The following is an 18,029-nucleotide window of genomic DNA, read 5'->3' on the forward strand; positions in this document are numbered from 1 at the left end:
CGAGCTCTCCCGGCCCCTGCCGGGTCTCGCGTGTCTGGCGGCCCCATTGCCGCCGCCCCTATCCTTTGCATGTGCCCGGGGCCAGGGGCGTCACGTCACAGATGGCGGGCGCTTACAGGAAAACGGCCCCGATGGAAAGAGCGGGTTGGTCTACCAGGCGGTTGCCGGGCGGGTTGACCCCGGATGCCGCATCTGATTGTTACGTTATACCGTAACTAATCAGGAGCATGACATGCCCCCTTTCCGCGCCACCTTCGCGGCCCGGTTCGCGCGCGCCGGCCTCGCGGCGCTGCCGCTGCTGGCGGCCCCCGCCCATGCCGAAGAGGCCGAGGCCCGGCACCGGCTGTTCGTGGCCGATCAAGCCGCTGGCCGGATCACGGTCATCGACCTCGCCGAAGGCGGCGGGCGCTGGAGCTTCGACATCGGCGGGCCGGCACGGCTCTATCCGCTCGCGGGCGGGTCGGTGATCGCCGCGGTGCAGTCCGATGGCGACAGGGTGCAGTTCCTCGACAGCGGCATGACCCTGTCCGATCACGGCGACCATGCGGATCTGGAAGTCGCCGATCCCGCCCTGCTGGAGGGCGACCTGACCGGTGCCTACCCCGTCCATGTCGTCAGCCATGGCGGCGAGACGGCGATCAACTTCGATCAGGCCGGTTACGCCGCGATCCTCGATGACCGCGACCTGGCCGAGGGTCGCATCGCGCCGGTCACCTTCCCGCAGGCGCGCGCCCATCACGGCTTCGTCGCGGGCTTCGGCGAGGTGATGCTGGGATCTGTCGCCTCGGACGCGCCGGCCAGTGCCGAAGGTTCGGTGCCGCGGCTGGGGCTCGCGGCCTTTCACCGCGACGGGACGGCGGCCGGTCCGGTCCAGACCTGCACCGCGATCCATGGCGAGGCGGTGTCGGGCACCATGCTTGCCGCCGGCTGCCGCGAGGGCGTGCTGACCGCGATGGTCGAGGGCGACAGCGTCGCATACCGCATGCTGCCCTATCCGGCGGATTTCCCCGAGGGCACCACCGGCACGCTGCATGGCGGCCGCGCGATGCAGATATTCCTCGGCAATCATGGCGCCGACGGGCTGGTGGTGATCGACCCCGAGGCCGAGCCGCATATGCGCCGCATCGCACTGCCGTTCCGCCGGGTGGATTTCGGCCTCGACCCCGTCGACCCGGCCACCGGCTGGGCGCTGACCGAGGATGGCAGCCTGCACGGGATCGACCTGCTGCAGGCGACAGTCACCGACAGCCTGCGCGTCACCGGCCCCTATTCGATGGACGGCCACTGGAACGACCCGCGCCCGCGGCTGGCCATGACCGGGGACGAGGTGCTCGTCAGCGATCCCGCCGCCGAGGCGGTGCACCGTGTCGCCGTCGACGGCCTGCGCCTGACCGGGACGATCGGGGTGGAGGGGCTGCCCTTCAACATGACCCTCGCGGGCGGCAGCGGCGTCGCGCACTGACGGCCCCCTGAACGAAAACGCCCGCACCTTCCGGTGCGGGCGTTCCTGTCGGCAGACCGGCTGCGATCAGCGGCGCAGGCCCAGACGCTCGATCAGCGACTGATAGCGCGCCACGTCGCGGCTTTTCAGGTAGTCCAGCAGCTTGCGGCGCTGTGCCACCATCATCAGAAGGCCACGGCGGGAGTGGTTGTCCTTCTTGTGGGTCTTGAAATGCTCGGTCAGCGTCGCGATGCGCGAGCTGAGGATCGCGACCTGGACCTCGGGCGAACCGGTGTCGCCTTCCTTGGTTCCGAAGTCCTTGATCAGGCGGTTCTTCTCTTCGACGGTGATCGACATCGGGATCTCCTTGGCTAGGGGTCATGGCGCAGGCCGGGATGTCGTCCAGCAAGGCCCTTGGAGGCACCGCAGCAGATGCGGATGCGCGCCTATAGGGGATTCGGCGCGGGAAGGAAAGCCGTTTCGCGGAAGGCCTGCCCCGCGCCGCGATCCGCGCGCCCGGTTCGGGGCCGCGTTCAGCGCGCCGCGATCTCGTCGATGCCGATCAGCAGGATGTCCCCCGCCTGCAGCCCCGTCGCGCCGGCGACATGGGCCACCGGCAGGCCGTCGAGGCTGATCCGTGCGGCGCCGTCCTCGACGGTGACCGTGACCTCGGGCTGCGGATGCGCCGCGCGGTCGAAGGCCAGCAGCAGCTCGTCCTCGGCGGGGTCATAGTCGGTGATCTCGGCCACCGGCTCGCCCGCCTCGAGCCAGGTGGCGACGGCCAGCCAGTCGGGACCCTCGCCGCCCGACATCACATCGCCGGGGCCACCGATCAGCGTGTCCGCCCCCGCGCCGCCATTCAGGAAATCCGGCGCGTCCGCCGCGGCCCCGGCCGGGTCGCCGGCCCGCTCGCGCCCGTCCAGCATGTCATCGCCGCCATTGCCGAACAGCACGTCGCGCCCCGCACCGCCGCGCAGCCTGTCGTCGGCATCGCCGCCTTCCAGCGTGTCGTCGCCCGTGCCGCCCGACAGGCTGTCACGGCCACCGCCGCCCAGCAGGCTGTCATCATCCGCCCCGCCCGCCAGCCTGTCGGCGCCGTCATGGCCGGCAAGGCTGTCGTCGCCGGTGCCGCCGTCGAGCCGGTCGTCATCCTCCCCGCCCTCCAGCGTGTCGGCGCCCGCATTCCCCCGCAGATCGTCCGCCCCCGCCGCACCATGCAGGTCGTCGTCGCCCGCGCCGCCGGACAAGAGGTCGTCGCCCGCCCCGCCGTTGATCTGGTCGTCGCCCCCCGCGCCGGCCAGACTGTCGCCGCCGGCGGTGCCCGACAGGATGTCGGCCCCGGGCGTGCTCGTCCCGGTCGGCCTCTCCGGGCCGGTTCCGGCATCCGGCGGGGCGGCGAACCCCGCCTCGGCGCCGTTCCGCCCTGCGCCCCCGGCCGGTTCCGCGTCCGCGCCCGCCGCGGTCCCCGCCGGTTCCTCGGGCCAATCGTCCCAGATGTCCTCCCCGTCGCTGCCGGTATCGGCCTCCTCGGCCCCGGCATCCTCCTCGTCGTCCCTGTCGTCGCGCGCGCCGAATGGCAGGCCCAGAACGGACCCTGCCAGGGCGAGGCCGATAAGCCCCGTCAGCATAAGCATGGCTGCCCCACAATCTGCGGCCCGGTCGAGGACCGGACCCACCCCAAGTTTCACCCGGACGGCAGGATCGCGCGATTCGCGTTGCGAAAGCGGTAACGGGCGCAATGGGCCATAGCGGTCCCGCCCGCACATGCTGCGTGACCCACGCCTTGCCCCGGGGCGGGGACTGGCGTCCCGGCGCATGGCTGCTAATCTGCCGCCCGAACCCGGACCGGAGGCACAGCCATGATCGAGAAGCGCCAGTTCTACATCGGCGGCCAGTGGGTCGCGCCCGCGGCACCGCGCGCCTGCGAGGTGATCGACCCCTCGACCGAAGAGCCCTGCGCCGTCATCTCGCTGGGCGACCAGGCCGATACCGACCGCGCAGTGGCGGCGGCGAAGGCCGCGCTGGAGGGATGGAAGTTCACGCCCCCGGCCGAGCGTCTGGCCTATGTCGAGAAGATCCTCGCCGTCTATCGCCGCCGCAAGGCCGAGATGGGGCAGGCGATCAGCCAGGAAATGGGTGCGCCCATCGACATGGCGATCGAGGATCAGGCCGACAGCGGCATCTGGCATATCGAGAACTTCATCACCGCCTTCCGCGACTTCCGCTTCATCCGCCCCCTGGGCGACCATGCGCCGACGACCCGGCTGGTGGCCGAACCGGTGGGCGTGGTCGGGCTGATCACGCCCTGGAACTGGCCGATGAACCAGGTCACGCTGAAGGCGATCCCGGCGATGCTGGCCGGCTGCACCATGGTACTGAAACCGTCCGAGATCGCGCCGCTCTCCTCGCTGCTCTTCGCGGAATTCGTCGACGAGGCGGGGCTGCCGCCCGGGGTCTTCAACCTCGTGAACGGCGACGGCGCGGGCGTGGGCGCGCAGCTGTCGGTGCATCCGGATGTCGAGATGATCTCGTTCACCGGGTCGACCCGTGCGGGCATCGCCATTTCCAAGGCGGCCGCGGATACGGTCAAGCGCGTCTGCCTGGAACTGGGCGGCAAGGGCGCGAACCTGATCTTCGCCGATGCGGATGCCGAAGCGGTCAAGCGCGGCGCGACCCATGTCTTCTACAATTCCGGCCAGTCCTGCAACGCGCCGACGCGGATGCTGGTCGAACGCCCCTTCTACGATCAGGCGGTGGAGATCGCCCGCGAGGTGGCCGAGGCGACGCGGGTCGCGCCGGCCAGCGAGCATGGCGCCCATATCGGCCCGGTGGTCAGCGAGGCGCAGTACGAAAAGATCCAGGGCCTGATCGCCAAGGGCATCGAGGAAGGCGCGCGGCTGGTCGCGGGCGGGCTGGGCCGCCCCGAGGGGCTGAACCGCGGCTTCTTCGTCCGGCCCACGGTCTTTGCCGATGTCGTGCCCGGCATGACCATCGAGAAGGAGGAAATCTTCGGCCCGGTGCTGTCGATCCTGCCCTTCGATACCGAAGACGAGGCGATTTCCATCGCCAATGACACGATCTATGGCCTGACCAATTATGTCCAGAGCGGCGACGGCGCGCGGCGCAACCGGCTGGCCCGCCGCCTGAAGTCGGGGATGGTCGAGATGAACGGCATTCCGCGCGGGCGCGGCGCGCCCTTCGGGGGCGTCAAGGCGTCCGGCCGGGCGCGCGAGGGCGGGCATATGGGCATCGAGGAATTCCTCGACATCAAGGCGGTGTCGGGCTGGGACGGGGAATAGCGCCCCGGCTCAGTCCTCGCGGCTCAGTCCTCGCGACTCAGTCTTCGCGGCGCGGGCGACGTTCCTGCCAGGGCCAGCGGCCCTCGATCTCGACCTCCAGCGAGATGCTGAGGAAGGTCCGGATCGCCACGATCCCGGCCAGCACCGCCACGCTTTGCAGCGTCGGCTCGATCGCGACGGTGTTGATGATGTCGGCCGCGACGAGGAATTCCAGCCCCAGCAGGATCGACCGGCCGAGCGCCGAGCGATAGGCGTGGAACGCCGCCTCGCCCGGCATCCGCCGCCGGTCGCCCAGCCAGGCGACGGTGGCGGCGACGCTGCCGATGACGATGGCGAGGATTCCCGCCGTTTCGATGGCGCGGGTGGTCCAGTGCAGCAGGGTGGGCAGGAATTCGTCCATGTCGGGCCTCCGGTCGGGTCGCGGCCAGAGTGGCAAAGGCGGCGCCGGACCGGAACCCCGGAACGCCCGCGTGCCAGAGGGGCGCGGGACTAGCGGACGGGGCCGCGGTTGTGCGGGCTGTAGGGCTGGATCGAGCCGTTGGCGCGGGTGAAGGGCAGCACGCGGGTCGCCACCCCGATCAGCCCCGCCGACGGCACCGGCGCCAGCAGCCGCCATTGCGGCACCATGGCGGAGCCGGGCGGATAGTATTGCGCGACCGGTGTCGCCGAGCGCTGGTACAGGTTCTTCCCGTCGGCGAAATCCTGCCGGGCCTGCATCATCTGGTCGATCTTCGCCTCGTCCCAGACCTCGCCGTTCGGGAAGGCGGCGGACAGCTTGAATTCGACCTCATGCGCCTTGGGCAGCCGCATCAGCCCCAGGATCTGGCAGCCGTCGGACAGTTCGCCCGGACGCAGGCCGAGCAGCGTCCCGATCTCTGGCGCGGTCTTGCCATAGAGGTATTTCTCTTGCGTGACATAGCCGTTCACCGCCTTCGGCGCGCCCGAGGCCGCGCTGCGGCGGGCGATTTCCAGCGCGGCGGAGTTGCTGCAGACCTTCACCAGCCGGGTCTTGCCGGTCAGCGACCAGCTTTTCATCGACGACGCCCGAACGAGTTCCTCGATGGATGTCTGCAACATGGCGTCCGCTCCCTGACCTGCGGGCGGACCCTAGCATGGCTGCCCGCGGCGGCGAAGAGCCCCGACCCTAGAACGGGCAGGGCGCGCCGTAGCTTTCCATCCGCCCGGTCGCGGGGTTGCGGAAGCGCAGCGTTTCGGCATGCAGCATCAGCCGGGGAAAGTCGCGCGCCGGCCCCTCGGCATAGAGAGGGTCGCCGAGGATCGGGTGCCCCTGCGCCTGCATGTGCACCCTGAGCTGGTGGCTGCGCCCGGTCAGCGGGAACAGCCGCACGCGGGTGGTGCCGTCGGCCTCGTGCCGGATCACGCGCCAGTCGGTGACGGCGGGCTTGCCCGTCTCGTGGTTCACATGCTGGCGCGGGCGGTTCGGCCAGTCCACGATCAGCGGCAGGTCCACCCGTCCCTCCGGCGGGGACAGGTGGCCCCACAGCCGGGCGAGGTAGCTTTTCTTCGTCTGCCGGTATTCGAACTGCTGGCCGAGGCTCTTTTGCGCCTCGGGCGTCAGCGCGAAGACGACTACCCCCGAGGTGTCGAGGTCCAGACGGTGCACCAGCAGCGCCTGCGGATATTCCGCCAGCACCCGCGCCTGCAGGCTGTCGGCGCGGTCCTCTCCCCGCCCCGGCACCGACAGAAGGCCCGCGGGCTTGTCCAGCACCAGCACCGCCGCGTCGCGGTGCAGGATGGACAGCGGATCTTGCGGCGGATCGTAGACGAAGCCGGTCATCCCCGGTCCGGCGCCTGCCCGCCGATACTCGCGCCGGGGCCCGCCATCGCCGCCGCGTCCGTCCGCGGGATCATCGCGCCGCCGCGAAGGTCTCGGCCAGGATCGCGGCCAGTGCCGCGGCATCGCCCGCGTCGAAGGCGGCGGGCCGGTTGCTGTCGAGGTCGAAGACGCCCAAAAGCGCGCCCGTGCCGTTCCAGACCGGCAGCACCAGTTCCGACCGGGTGGAGGAGGAACAGGCGATATGTCCGGGAAAGGCCTCGACATCCGGCACGATCTGCGCCTCGCCGGTGCGGGCCGCCGCACCGCAGACCCCGCGCGCGAAGGGAATGACCAGGCAGCCATGCCCGCCCTGATAGGGCCCGATCTTCAGCAGCTCGGGCGCCACGACGCGGTAGAAGCCGGTCCAGTCGGCGCGGGGATCGGCGTGATGCACCTCGCAGGCGACGGTGGCCATCAGCGCGACGGTATCGGTTTCGCCGTGGCAGAGGCTGCGGATCGTGGCGGCGAGGGCGGAATAATCCATGACGGCTCCTTCGGCCTCAGAAGTCGATGGCGAGGCCCTTCTTTTCCCAATCGCCATAGCGCACGGGTTCCGGCCCGTCACGCCCGCCCAGTTCCGGCGGCAGGTCCAGCGCCCGGGCGGCGCGGCGGCGTTCCTCGGCCTCGGCCAGCGCGCGCTGCGCCGCGGGGGGAAGGTCGCTCGTGGATGCGGGGCGGTTCGCGGGATCGTCGGACATGTCGCCTCCTGTGCCGGATGTTGTGTCGCAGCCCTGCCTGATATACGCCCGCAACCTTCGGGAACAAGCATCTTCGGGAACGGCGGCACATGGCACGGAACGACCCCTCGGACCCGCGCGGCGCAGCGGCGGCACTGGTCGCGGCGGTGACGGGCGAGGGCCGGCTGCTGTCGGACCTGCTGGCGGAGGGCGCGCTCGACGCGCTGCCGCCCTCGGGCCGGGCGCGGGCACAGCGGCTGGCGCTGGACACGCTGCGCCAGCTGTCGCGCGCCGACCGGGTGCTGAAGCCCTTCCTGCGCCGTGCCCCGCCCGCGCCGGTGCTGGCGGTGCTGCGGGTGGCGACGGTCGAGATGCTGGCCTTGGGCGCGCCCGGCCACGGCGTCGTCGGCGCCGCGGTGGCGGGGCTGGGCCGCGACCCGCAGACCGAGGGCTTCACCGGGCTGGCCAATGCAGTGCTGCGCAAGGTGGCGGCGCTGGACCCGGGCGCATGGGCGGCGCTGCCGGTGACGGAATTGCCGTCCTGGCTGCGCGGGCGGCTGATGTCGGCCTGGGGCAAGCGCGCGACCCAGGCGATGGAGGCGGCGCATCTCGCGGGCGCGCCGCTCGACCTGACGCCGAAGGACGGCGACGCGGCGGCGCTGGCGGCGGCGGTGGGGGGCACGGCGCTGCCCACCGGATCGGTCCGGCTGGCGGCGGGGGCACAGGTCAGCGAACTGCCGGGCTATGCCGCAGGCGACTGGTGGGTGCAGGACGCGGCGGCGGCGATTCCCGCCCGGCTGCTGGCGGCGCGGGCGGGCGAGACGGTGGCCGACCTCTGCGCCGCCCCGGGCGGCAAGACGCTGCAACTGGCGGCGGCCGGGGCACGGGTGACGGCGGTGGACCTGTCGGCGGCGCGGCTGGCGCGGCTGGAGGAAAATCTCGCCCGCTGCGGCCTGACCGCGCAGGTGGTCGCGGCCGATGCGCGCGACTGGCGCCCCGGCGCGCCGCTGGACGCGGTGCTGCTGGACGCCCCCTGTTCCGCCACCGGAACCATCCGCCGCCATCCCGACCTGCCCCATGCCCGGACGGGCGAGGGGCTGCGCGATCTTTTCGCGCTGCAGGCGGCGATGCTGGACCATGCGCTGACACTGCTGCGCCCGGGCGGGCGGCTGGTCTATTGCACCTGCTCGCTGCTGCCCGAGGAAGGCGAGGCCCAGATCGCCGCGCTGCGCGACCGCCATCCGGGACTGGAATCGGCGCTGCCCGACGCCGGCTGGATCGAGGAGGGCTGGCGCAGCGGGCCGGATGCGCTGCGCCTGCGCCCCGATTTCTGGCCGGATCAGGGTGGCATGGACGGGTTCTTCGCCGCCGCGCTGCGCCTGCCCGGTTGACCGGCGCTGCACCGCCGAAACGGCACGGTCGCATCGCCGCCACCGGGGCTTTTCGCGGTGACAGCGTGGCGGGCCGTGGCTATGGTGCGGCCGGGCAGAGCACAGGCGAAACGGCCGGATTCCATGACAGACAGCGCGATCCGGGCAGGGGGCTGGGGCGGGCGGCGGGTCCGCCTGCGGCACCGGCTGGCCGCCTGGATCGTCACGCGCGGCCGTCCCGCCACCGGGCTGGTCAGCCAGCCCGAACCCCGCACCATCGGCGCCTATGCGCGCGGCAAGCAGCTGTGTGCCGGCAATTTCCTGTTCGCGGGCCATCTGGTCGAGGCGAAGGGGCGCGAGATCTGGGACATCGACCTGCCCTCGGATGCCTTCGCCGAGGCCTTGCAGGGTTTCGCCTGGCTCGACGACCTGGCTGCGGTGGCCGATACGGCGGCGCGTGCCCGGGCACAGTCCTGGACGGCCGGCTGGATCACCCGCTTCGGCCGGGGGCGGGGGCCGGGCTGGACCCCGGAACTGACGGGGCGGCGGCTGATCCGCTGGATCAACCACGCCCCCTTCCTGATGAGCGGGCAGGGCGCCGCCGCCAACGCGGCCTTCTTCCGCAGCCTCGGCCAGCAGACCAACTTCCTCGCCCGGCGCTGGAAGACAGCGCCCGCCGGCCTGCCCCGGTTCGAGGCGCTGACCGGGCTGATCTATGCCGGCCTGTCGCTGACCGGGATGGAACGGCATGTGGAACCGGCGCGGCAGGCCCTGGGGCGCGAGGCGGCGGCGCGCATCGACGCGGGCGGCGGGCTGGCCTCGCGCAATCCCGAAGACCTGCTCGAGGTCTTCACGCTGCTCACATGGTCGGCGCTGGCGATGCGGGAATCGGGGCGCGAGGCGGTGCCCGCCCATCTGGACGCCATCGCCCGGATCGCGCCGACGCTGCGGGCGCTGCGCCATGCCGATGGCGGTCTGGCGCGGTTTCATGGCGGCGGGCGCGGGCCGGAGGGGCGGCTCGATCAGGCCTTGGCGGAATCGGGGGTGAAGACACCGCCGCCCGCCGGTCTGGCGATGGGCTATCTGCGGCTGGCGGCGGGGCGGACGACGGTCATCCTCGATGCCGCGCCGCCGCCGCGGGGGCCGGATTCGGCCGATGCCCATGCCTCGACGCTGGCCTTCGAGATGACCTCGGGCCGCCGCCCGGTGGTGGTGAACTGCGGCCCCGGCGCGCCCTTCGGCCCCGACTGGCACCGCGCGGGCCGGGCGACGCCCAGCCATTCGACGCTGGGGATCGAGGGCTTTTCCTCGGCCCGGCTCGGCCCCGACGGGCTGTTGCAGCGGCGGGGGCGGCGGCTGCTGGACGATGCGCCCAACGATGTGCGGCTGGACCTGCAGACGGGCGAGGATGGCAGCCGGGTCATCGCCGGGCATGACGGCTATGTGCCGACCCATGGCATGACCCATGTCCGCGAACTGCTGCTGGACCCGGCTGGGCGGGTGCTGTCGGGCGAGGATACGTTGGGCGCGCTGACCACGGCCGACCGCAAGCGGTTCGACGTGCTGATGGACCGGACCGGCCTGTCGGGCATCGCCTTCGACCTGCGCTTTCACCTGCATCCCGATGTCGACGCGGCGCTCGACATGGGCGGGACCGCGGTGTCGCTGGCGCTGAAATCGGGCGAGATCTGGGTGTTCCGTCATGACGGCGCCGCGGCGCTGCGGCTGGAACCCTCGGTCCATCTGGAACGGGGGCGGCTGAAGCCGCGCGCCAGCCGGCAGATCGTGCTGTCGGCGCGGGTGATGGACTATGCCTGCCAGCTCGGCTGGACCTTCGCGAAGGCGCAGGATACCCCCGCCGCCATCCGCGACCTCGAACGCGACGACACGACTCATTTCTGAAAGGCCCCGCCCATGACCGACCTTGTCCCGCTGCGCCGCGCGCTGATCTCCGTGTCCGACAAGACGGGGCTTCTGGATTTCGCCCGGGCGCTGGCGGCGCGGGGGGTGGAGCTGCTGTCCACTGGCGGCACCTCGAAGCTTTTGCGCGAGGCGGGGCTGCATGTCACCGATGTGGCCGATGTGACCGGCTTCCCCGAGATGATGGACGGCCGGGTGAAGACGCTGCATCCGGCGGTGCATGGCGGGTTGCTGGCGCTGCGTGACAACGAAGAGCATCAGGCGGCGATGGCCGAACACGGGATCGAGCCCATCGACCTGCTGGTGGTGAACCTCTACCCCTTCGAGGAGACGGTGGCCAAGGGCGCCGATTACGACAGCTGCATCGAGAATATCGACATCGGCGGCCCGGCGATGATCCGCGCCGCGGCCAAGAACCACGCCTTCGTCAACGTGGTGGTGGATGTCGAGGATTATGCCGCGCTGCTGGCGGAACTCGATGCCCGCGACGACCGCACGAGCCTGGCCTTCCGCCAGCGGCTGGCGCAGACGGCCTATGCCCGCACCGCCGCCTATGACGCGGCGGTCAGCACCTGGATGGCGGCGGCGATCGGCGAGGCCGCGCCCCGCCGCCGCGCCTTTGCCGGGCGGCTGGCCCAGACCCTGCGCTATGGCGAGAACCCGCATCAGCAGGCGGCCTTCTACACCGACGGCTCCGCCCGCCCCGGTGTCGCCACGGCGAAGCAGTGGCAGGGCAAGGAACTGTCCTACAACAACATCAACGACACCGATGCCGCCTTCGAACTGGTGGCGGAATTCGGCGACGCGCCGGCCTGCGCGATCATCAAGCATGCCAATCCCTGCGGCGTGGCCACGGCTCCCACGCTGCTCGACGCCTACCGCCGCGCCTATGACTGCGACCGCACCTCGGCCTTCGGCGGGATCGTGGCGCTGAACCGGCCGCTGGACGCGGCGACGGCAGAGGAAATCTGCGCGATCTTCACCGAGGTGGTGATCGCGCCCGAGGCCGACGCGGCCGCGCGCGCCGTCTTCGCCGGCAAGAAGAACCTGCGCCTGCTGACGACCGGGGCGTTGCCGGACCCGGCGGCGCCGGTCCTGAGCTTCCGGCAGGTGGCGGGCGGGTTCCTCGTGCAGGACAAGGACAATGGCCGGGTGGATTTCGCCGACCTGAAGGTGGTGACGGCCCGCGCGCCCTCCGAGGCGGAACTGCGCGACCTCTATCTGGCCTGGAAGGTGGCGAAGCACGTCAAGTCCAACGCCATCGTCTATGTGAAGGACGGGGCGACGGTGGGCGTGGGTGCCGGGCAGATGAGCCGGGTGGATTCCACCATGATCGGCGCCCGCAAGGCCGAAGCGATGGCGCAGGCGCTCGGCCTGCCCGCGCCGCTGACCCAGGGCTGCGTCGCGGCCTCGGACGCCTTCTTTCCCTTCGCCGACGGGGTGGAGGTCCTGGCGGGCGTGGGCGCCACGGCGGTGATCCAGCCCGGCGGGTCGATGCGCGACGCCGAGGTGATCGCCGCCGCCGACAAGGCCGGCATCGCCATGGTCTTCACCGGCATGCGGCATTTCCGCCACTGATGCGCGGGATCCCGACGCACCGCAGGGAGGAGAGGCCATGACCGCCGCAAGGGCCGCGCGCCCGACGATGCGCGCCGTGATCTGGACAGCCGTGGCCGTCTTCCTGATCGACCAGATCAGCAAATACTGGGTCGTCCACATCCTGCAGCTGGACCGGCGGCGCGAGATCGACGTGCTGCCGGGCTGGCTGCATTTCCGCATGGCCTGGAACCAGGGCATCAACTTCGGCCTCTTCGCGGGCGAGGGCTGGACGCGCTGGCTGCTGATCGCGCTGGCGCTGGCCATCGCGGGCTGGGTCTGGCGCTGGATGGCGCGCAGCCGCCCGGGACGCTGGGCACAGATCTCGGCCGGGCTGCTGATCGGGGGCGCCCTCGGCAATGTGGTCGACCGGCTGGTCTATGGCGCGGTAGCGGATTTCCTGAACATGGGGTTCCCGGGCTTCGACAACCCCTATTCCTTCAACGTGGCGGATATCGCGATCTTCGCCGGGGCGGCGGGGCTGGTGCTGTTCACGGGCGATGCGAAACCCCGCTGACCGCAATCGGGCGCCTGCACGGTTCACCCGTGACGGCGACATGACGATGCGCTAAGACGTGGGCGACAAGACGGACGCGGAACGGCAAGGGGACTGCGATGCGGGCAAGGTTTGGCATGATCCTGTGCACGGGCGCGGCGCTGACGCTGGCGGCCTGCGGCGGAGGTGACGGCACGCCCGAGCTGATGAACCTGCGCGCGAACAGCCGAGGCGCCGACGAATTCGGCATCCTGCCCGTCAAGCCGCTGGAACTGCCCGAGGATGTGTCGGCACTGCCGGCGCCGACGCCGGGCGGCACCAACCGCACCGACCCGACGCCGCAGGCCGATGCCGTGGCCGCCTTGGGCGGCCGTCGCGAGGCGCTGCAGACCGACGGGCGCAGCGCCGACACCACACTGCTGGCCCATGCCGGGCGCTACGGGGCCGATCCGGCGATCCGCGGCCAGCTGGCCGCCGAGGATCTGGAATGGCGGCGCGACCATGACGGCCGGCTGCTGGAACGGCTGTTCGACGTGACGATCTACTACCGCGCCTATGCGCCGATGTCGCTGGACCAGCATGCGGAACTCGACCGCTGGCGCGCGCGGGGCGTGCAGAATGTCGGCGCCCCGCCCGAGGGGCTGGAGCGCGAGTAGACACCGCCGGTCACATCCCCGGTATCGGCCGCCGCGCCGGCTTGCCTGCGGCGGGCGTCCCGGTAACCTGCGGCGGCATTTACCGGAGGGCCGCATGCTGAAACGCATCATCGCCGCGGGCATCCTGCTTTCGGCGCAGGCCGGGGCGGGGCTGACCGCAGAGGTCACCGACTTCACGCTGGAGAACGGGCTGCAGGTCGTGGTGATCGAGGATCATCGCGCCCCCGCCGTCACCCACATGATCTGGTATCGCGCCGGATCAGCGGATGAACGGCCCGGGGTGTCCGGCATCGCGCATTTCCTCGAACACCTGATGTTCAAGGGCACCGACGATGTCGGGCCGAAGGAATTCTCGCGGCTGGTCGAGGTGAACGGCGGGTCGGACAACGCCTTCACCTCCTATGACTACACCGCCTATTTCCAGCGCATCGCCGCGGACCGGCTGGATCTGGTCATGCGGATGGAGGCCGACCGGATGCAGGACCTGATCCTGTCCGAGGATGACGTGCGCACCGAACGCGACGTGATCCTCGAGGAGCGGTCGCAGCGCACCGACAGCGACCCGGGCGCGCTGTTCGGCGAACAGCGGTCGGCGGCGCAATACCTGAACCATCCCTATGGCAAGCCGGTGATCGGCTGGCGGCACGAGATGGAGCAGCTGTCGCGGCAGGATGCGCTGGACTGGTATCGCACCTACTATGCGCCCAACAACGCCATCGTCGTGGTGGCGGGCGATGCCGACCCGGCCGAGGTGCGGCGGCTGGCCGAGGAATATTACGGGCCGCTCGAACCCTCGACGACGATCCCGGACCGCGCGCGCCCGCAGGAGCCGCCGCAGATCGCGGAACGGCGGGTGGAATTCGCCGATCCGCGGGTGGCCCAGCCCTATGTGGTGCGCAGCTACCTGGCCCCGGAACGCGATCCCGGCGACCAGGGCGAGGCGGCGGCGCTGACGATCCTGGCGGAACTGCTGGGCGGCAGCGGCCAGACCTCGGTTCTCAGCCGCAAGCTGACCTTCGGCACGGGCGAGGCGCTGTTCACCTCGGCCTATTACGACGGGCTGGCGATCGACGACACGACCTTCGGGCTGGTCGTGGTGCCGGCGCCGGGCGTGACGCTGGCCGAGGGCGAGGCGGCGCTGGACCGGGCGGTGGCCGAGTTCATCGAGGAAGGCGTCGATGCGGCACAGCTGGAGCGGGTGAAGACCCAGGTCCGCGCCGCCGACATCTATGCCCAGGACAGTGTCGACGGGCTGGCGCGCCGCTATGGCTCGGCGCTGGCCGTGGGCCTGACCATCGACGATGTGCAGGGCTGGACGGCGGCGCTGTCTGCCGTCACCGCCGACGAGGTGATGGCGGCGGCGAACCGGGTGCTGGACCGCCGCCATGCCGTGACCGGCTGGCTGATGGCCCCGCCCGCGCCGGGCAGCGCCGACGCGCCCCTGGCCGAAACCCCGGCCCTGCAGGCCGAACCCGCGGCGGAGGTGATCCGGTGACATTTGCCCTGACCCCCCTGAAACACCTGCTGGCCGCCGCGGTCCTGTGCCTGTCGGCGCTGCCGCTGCGCGCGGCGGTCGACATCCAGACCGTCACCTCGCCCGGCGGCATCGACGCCTGGCTGGTCGAGGATCATTCCATCCCCTTCGTGGCGCTGGAACTGCGCTTTCGCGGCGGCGCCAGCCTCGATGCGCCGGGCAAGCGGGGGGCGACCTATCTGATGACCGCCCTGCTGGAGGAAGGCGCCGCCGATCTGGATGCGCAGGGCTTTGCCGCGGCGCGCGAGTCGCTGGCCGCACGACTGAGTTTCGACGTGGGCGACGACGCGCTGTCGGTCTCGGCCCGGATGCTGACCGAGACGCGGGACGAGGCGGCGGACCTGCTGAAGCTGGCGCTGACGCAGCCGCGCTTCGATGCGGACGCGGTGGAGCGGGTGCGGGGCCAGGTGCTGTCCGGGCTGCAATCCGACGCGCAGGACCCGAACGTCCTGGCGGATCGCGCCTTTTCGCGGCTGGCCTTCGGCGACCATCCCTACGGCACGCCCTATGAAGGCACGCTCGACAGCGTCGCCGCCCTGACCCGCGACGACCTGGTGGCGGCCAAGGACGCGGTACTGGCGCGCGACCGGGTGGTGGCCAGCGCCGTGGGCGACATCACCGCCGCGGAACTGGGCGCGCTGCTGGACACGCTGCTGGCCGACCTGCCGGCGACCGGCGCGCCGATGCCGGACGACGTGGTGCCGGACCTGACGGCGGGCGTGACCACGGTGGATTTCCCGACGCCGCAATCGGTGGTGGTCTTCGGCCAGCCGGGGATGGAGCGGGACGATCCCGATTTCTTCGCCGCCTATATCCTCAACCAGATCCTCGGCGGCGGCGGCTTCTCCTCGCGGCTGATGACCGAGGTGCGCGAGGCGCGGGGGCTGAGCTATGGCGTCTATTCCTATCTCGTGCCGCGCGATCATGCGGCGACATGGCAGGGCAGCCTCGCCTCGTCCAATGCCCGCGCCGCCGAGGCCATCGACGTCGTCCGCTCGGAATGGGCGAAGGTCGCGGCCGAAGGCGTCACGGCAGAGGAGCTGGAGGCGGCGAAGACCTACCTGACCGGCAGCTATCCGCTGCGCTTCGACGGCAATTCCCGGATCGCCGACATTCTGGTGGGGATGCAGCTCGATGACCTGCCGCCCGACTATGTCGAGACCCGGAACGCGAAGATCGAGGCGGTGACGCTGGACGACATCCGCCGCGTCGCGGGCGAATGGCTGATGCCCGGGCGCCTGCGCTTTGTCGTGGTGGGCCAGCCCGAGGCGCTGGACGGGGCCGAGGCAATGGTGATCCCGGCGGCGGGCGAGGATTGATCGGGGGCGGCGGTCCATGCTACGTCTAGTGGCATGAACGCCCCGCATCGCAACATATCCACAGATCGACCCGTCATCCGCCAGCTTGACGAGACGGTGGCGAACCGCATCGCCGCGGGCGAGGTGGTGGAGCGTCCGGCCTCGGCCGTCAAGGAACTGGTGGAAAACGCGCTCGATGCCGGCGCTCGGCGGATCGAGGTGGTCTATGCCGATGGCGGCAAGACGCTGATCCGCGTCACCGATGACGGCTGCGGGATGACGGCGGCCGACCTGCCGCTGGCCCTGTCGCGGCATGCCACGTCAAAGATCGACGGCACGGACCTGCTGAACATCCGCAGCTTCGGCTTTCGCGGCGAGGCGCTGCCCTCGCTGGGGGCGGTGGGGCGGCTGACCATCGCCTCGCGCGCCGGGGGCGCCGAGGGCGCCTGCATCGCCGTGACCGGCGGGCGGATCGAGCCGGTGCGCCCCGCCGCGCTGAACCGGGGCACGGTGGTGGAGCTGCGCGACCTGTTCTTCGCCACGCCCGCGCGGCTGAAATTCCTGCGCAGCGACCGGGCCGAGGCGCAGGCCATCGCCGATGTGGTGCGGCGGCTGGCGATGGCGGAACCGAAGGTCGCCTTCACGCTGGTCGATGACAGCGGCCGCGCGGGCCGGACCGTCTTTCGCGCCGAGGCCGAACAGGGCGAGCTGTTCGGGGCGCTGGCCGCGCGGCTCGACCGGGTGCTGGGCCGGGCCTTCGCCGAGAACGCCCTGCCCATCGACGCCGAACGCGAGGGGCTGCGGCTGACGGGTCTTGCGGCGCTGCCCACCTATTCGCGCGGGGCGGCGGTGGAACAGTTCCTGTTCGTCAACGGCCGCCCGGTGCGGGACCGGCTGCTGATCGGGGCCCTGCGCGCGGCCTATATGGACGTGCTCGGCCGCGACCGGCATCCGGCGGCGGCGCTGTACCTGGCCTGCGATCCGCAGGCGGTGGACGTGAACGTGCATCCCGCCAAGGCCGAGGTGCGGTTCCGCGATCCGGGGCTGCCGCGCGGGCTGGTCGTCACGGCGCTGCGCCATGCGCTGGCGGCGGCCGGGCACCGCGCCGCCAGCACCGTGGCCGGGGCGACGCTGGGGGCGATGCGGCCGGAAGCCCATGGGCCGCGCGTCTATCAGATGGACCGCCCCGGCGCGGGGCCACTGCGCGCCGCGCAGGACTGGCAGGCGCCGCAGCCGGCGTCCCAGCCGGTGCTGGCCCCCGCGCTGGCCGAGGTTAGCGCGCGGTTCGACCCGGCCCCGCCGGCGGAGGATGACCCGCAGCACCCCTTGGGCACCGCCCGGGCGCAGCTGCATGAAAACTGGATCGTCGCGCAGACGGCCTCGGGCTTCGTCATCGTCGACCAGCACGCGGCGCATGAACGGCTGGTCTATGAACGGCTGAAGCGGCAGATGGCGGACCGGGGCGTGGCGGCGCAGGCGCTGCTGATCCCCGAGATCGTCGAGCTGCCCGAGGGCGATTGCGCCCGGTTGATGGAGGTGGCGGACGATCTGGCGCGGATGGGCCTGACGGTCGAGCCCTTCGGCGGCGGCGCGGTGGCGGTGCGCGAGACGCCCGCCATCCTCGGCCGGGTCGACGCGGCGCGGCTGATCCGCGACATCCTCGACGACCTGGCCGATCTCGACGGCAGCGACCGGCTGCAGGCGCGGATCGACGCGGTGCTCAGCCGCATGTCCTGCCACGGCTCCGTCCGGTCGGGCCGGCAGATGCGGGTGGAGGAGATGAACGCCCTCCTGCGCGAGATGGAGGCGACGCCGATGTCGGGCCAGTGCAACCACGGCCGCCCGACCTATGTCGAGCTGAAGCTGTCCGACATCGAACGGCTGTTCGGGCGCAGCTAGGCGATG

At 71.6% G+C, this 18,029-nt stretch carries 17 protein-coding genes; 10 read left to right on the forward strand and 7 right to left on the reverse strand.

The features are described from left to right. Window positions 1-232 precede the first annotated feature (232 nt). Entirely contained in the window at window positions 233-1,462 is a 1,230-nt protein-coding gene (locus EEY80_RS18080; protein ID WP_126978982.1) for a metallochaperone AztD, read from the forward strand. 66 nt (window positions 1,463-1,528) lie between these two features. On the opposite strand, the gene rpsO is transcribed toward EEY80_RS18080, so the two are convergent. Together rpsO and EEY80_RS18090 are read right to left on the reverse strand one after the other, a co-directional pair. Then, window positions 1,529-1,798, reverse strand: a complete 270-nt coding sequence (gene rpsO / locus EEY80_RS18085; RefSeq protein WP_126978984.1) for a 30S ribosomal protein S15 — start codon at window positions 1,796-1,798, stop codon at window positions 1,529-1,531. Between the two features lie 176 nt (window positions 1,799-1,974). Next, a complete protein-coding gene (locus tag EEY80_RS18090) occupies window positions 1,975-3,075 on the reverse strand; it encodes a calcium-binding protein (protein ID WP_126978986.1) in 1,101 nt (366 codons plus the stop codon). Window positions 3,076-3,300: 225 nt separating this feature from the next. On the opposite strand from EEY80_RS18090, the gene EEY80_RS18095 reads away from it, so the two are divergent. After that, a complete protein-coding gene (locus EEY80_RS18095) occupies window positions 3,301-4,740 on the forward strand; it encodes an aldehyde dehydrogenase family protein (protein WP_126978988.1) in 1,440 nt (479 codons plus the stop codon). Window positions 4,741-4,777: 37 nt separating this feature from the next. Here EEY80_RS18095 and EEY80_RS18100 read toward each other — a convergent pair whose 3' ends face one another. From EEY80_RS18100 to EEY80_RS18120, 5 genes are all read right to left on the reverse strand, one after another. Then, complete coding sequence (locus EEY80_RS18100; protein WP_126978990.1) at window positions 4,778-5,140, reverse strand: DUF1622 domain-containing protein; 363 nt, start codon at window positions 5,138-5,140, stop codon at window positions 4,778-4,780. Between the two features lie 89 nt (window positions 5,141-5,229). Next, a complete protein-coding gene (locus EEY80_RS18105) occupies window positions 5,230-5,817 on the reverse strand; it encodes a hypothetical protein (RefSeq protein WP_126978992.1) in 588 nt (195 codons plus the stop codon). Window positions 5,818-5,884: 67 nt separating this feature from the next. Then, on the reverse strand, window positions 5,885-6,538 hold the full coding sequence (locus EEY80_RS18110) for a pseudouridine synthase (RefSeq protein ID WP_126978994.1): 654 nt from the start codon (window positions 6,536-6,538) through the stop codon (window positions 5,885-5,887). Between the two features lie 70 nt (window positions 6,539-6,608). Continuing rightward, entirely contained in the window at window positions 6,609-7,061 is a 453-nt protein-coding gene (locus EEY80_RS18115) for a GAF domain-containing protein (RefSeq protein ID WP_126978996.1), read from the reverse strand. A 16-nt stretch (window positions 7,062-7,077) separates the two neighbouring features. Next, a complete protein-coding gene (locus EEY80_RS18120) occupies window positions 7,078-7,275 on the reverse strand; it encodes a DUF1674 domain-containing protein (RefSeq protein WP_126978998.1) in 198 nt (65 codons plus the stop codon). Window positions 7,276-7,364: 89 nt separating this feature from the next. Between EEY80_RS18120 and EEY80_RS18125 the strand changes: the two genes are divergently transcribed. The 8 genes from EEY80_RS18125 (at window position 7,365) to mutL (ending at window position 18,023) form a co-directional block, all read left to right on the forward strand. Beyond that, window positions 7,365-8,645, forward strand: a complete 1,281-nt coding sequence (locus EEY80_RS18125) for an RsmB/NOP family class I SAM-dependent RNA methyltransferase (RefSeq protein ID WP_126979000.1) — start codon at window positions 7,365-7,367, stop codon at window positions 8,643-8,645. Between the two features lie 123 nt (window positions 8,646-8,768). Beyond that, on the forward strand, window positions 8,769-10,526 hold the full coding sequence (locus EEY80_RS18130; protein WP_126979002.1) for a heparinase II/III family protein: 1,758 nt from the start codon (window positions 8,769-8,771) through the stop codon (window positions 10,524-10,526). A gap of 12 nt (window positions 10,527-10,538) precedes the next feature. Further along, complete coding sequence (purH, locus tag EEY80_RS18135; protein WP_126979004.1) at window positions 10,539-12,122, forward strand: bifunctional phosphoribosylaminoimidazolecarboxamide formyltransferase/IMP cyclohydrolase; 1,584 nt, start codon at window positions 10,539-10,541, stop codon at window positions 12,120-12,122. A gap of 37 nt (window positions 12,123-12,159) precedes the next feature. Continuing rightward, window positions 12,160-12,657, forward strand: a complete 498-nt coding sequence (gene lspA, locus EEY80_RS18140) for a signal peptidase II (RefSeq protein WP_328590536.1) — start codon at window positions 12,160-12,162, stop codon at window positions 12,655-12,657. A gap of 98 nt (window positions 12,658-12,755) precedes the next feature. Continuing rightward, on the forward strand, window positions 12,756-13,292 hold the full coding sequence (locus tag EEY80_RS18145) for a DUF3035 domain-containing protein (RefSeq protein WP_126979006.1): 537 nt from the start codon (window positions 12,756-12,758) through the stop codon (window positions 13,290-13,292). A gap of 94 nt (window positions 13,293-13,386) precedes the next feature. Continuing rightward, on the forward strand, window positions 13,387-14,787 hold the full coding sequence (locus EEY80_RS18150; RefSeq protein ID WP_126979008.1) for a M16 family metallopeptidase: 1,401 nt from the start codon (window positions 13,387-13,389) through the stop codon (window positions 14,785-14,787). An 8-nt stretch (window positions 14,788-14,795) separates the two neighbouring features. After that, window positions 14,796-16,145 (forward strand): M16 family metallopeptidase, encoded by a 1,350-nt coding sequence (locus tag EEY80_RS18155; RefSeq protein WP_126979065.1) that lies wholly within the window; start codon window positions 14,796-14,798, stop codon window positions 16,143-16,145. A gap of 33 nt (window positions 16,146-16,178) precedes the next feature. Further along, window positions 16,179-18,023 carry a DNA mismatch repair endonuclease MutL gene (mutL, locus tag EEY80_RS18160; RefSeq protein WP_126979010.1) on the forward strand — a complete coding sequence of 615 codons (1,845 nt, stop codon included), beginning with the start codon at window positions 16,179-16,181 and terminating at the stop codon, window positions 18,021-18,023. The last annotated feature ends 6 nt before the right edge of the window (window positions 18,024-18,029 follow it).

Source organism: Frigidibacter oleivorans (assembly GCF_003993775.1).
In the GTDB taxonomy this organism is placed as follows: Bacteria; Pseudomonadota; Alphaproteobacteria; order Rhodobacterales; family Rhodobacteraceae; genus Frigidibacter; species Frigidibacter oleivorans.

Bases quoted from the DNA above. Each gene is read 5' to 3' on its own strand.
- EEY80_RS18080 (WP_126978982.1), top strand. From the start codon at position 233: ATGCCCCCTTTCCGCGCCACCTTCGCGGCCCGGTTCGCGCGCGCCGGC.
- rpsO (WP_126978984.1), bottom strand. From the start codon at position 1,798: ATGTCGATCACCGTCGAAGAGAAGAACCGCCTGATCAAGGACTTCGGA.
- EEY80_RS18090 (WP_126978986.1), bottom strand. From the start codon at position 3,075: ATGCTTATGCTGACGGGGCTTATCGGCCTCGCCCTGGCAGGGTCCGTT.
- EEY80_RS18095 (WP_126978988.1), top strand. From the start codon at position 3,301: ATGATCGAGAAGCGCCAGTTCTACATCGGCGGCCAGTGGGTCGCGCCC.
- EEY80_RS18100 (WP_126978990.1), bottom strand. From the start codon at position 5,140: ATGGACGAATTCCTGCCCACCCTGCTGCACTGGACCACCCGCGCCATC.
- EEY80_RS18105 (WP_126978992.1), bottom strand. From the start codon at position 5,817: ATGTTGCAGACATCCATCGAGGAACTCGTTCGGGCGTCGTCGATGAAA.
- EEY80_RS18110 (WP_126978994.1), bottom strand. From the start codon at position 6,538: ATGACCGGCTTCGTCTACGATCCGCCGCAAGATCCGCTGTCCATCCTG.
- EEY80_RS18115 (WP_126978996.1), bottom strand. From the start codon at position 7,061: ATGGATTATTCCGCCCTCGCCGCCACGATCCGCAGCCTCTGCCACGGC.
- EEY80_RS18120 (WP_126978998.1), bottom strand. From the start codon at position 7,275: ATGTCCGACGATCCCGCGAACCGCCCCGCATCCACGAGCGACCTTCCC.
- EEY80_RS18125 (WP_126979000.1), top strand. From the start codon at position 7,365: ATGGCACGGAACGACCCCTCGGACCCGCGCGGCGCAGCGGCGGCACTG.
- EEY80_RS18130 (WP_126979002.1), top strand. From the start codon at position 8,769: ATGACAGACAGCGCGATCCGGGCAGGGGGCTGGGGCGGGCGGCGGGTC.
- purH (WP_126979004.1), top strand. From the start codon at position 10,539: ATGACCGACCTTGTCCCGCTGCGCCGCGCGCTGATCTCCGTGTCCGAC.
- lspA (WP_328590536.1), top strand. From the start codon at position 12,160: ATGACCGCCGCAAGGGCCGCGCGCCCGACGATGCGCGCCGTGATCTGG.
- EEY80_RS18145 (WP_126979006.1), top strand. From the start codon at position 12,756: ATGCGGGCAAGGTTTGGCATGATCCTGTGCACGGGCGCGGCGCTGACG.
- EEY80_RS18150 (WP_126979008.1), top strand. From the start codon at position 13,387: ATGCTGAAACGCATCATCGCCGCGGGCATCCTGCTTTCGGCGCAGGCC.
- mutL (WP_126979010.1), top strand. From the start codon at position 16,179: ATGAACGCCCCGCATCGCAACATATCCACAGATCGACCCGTCATCCGC.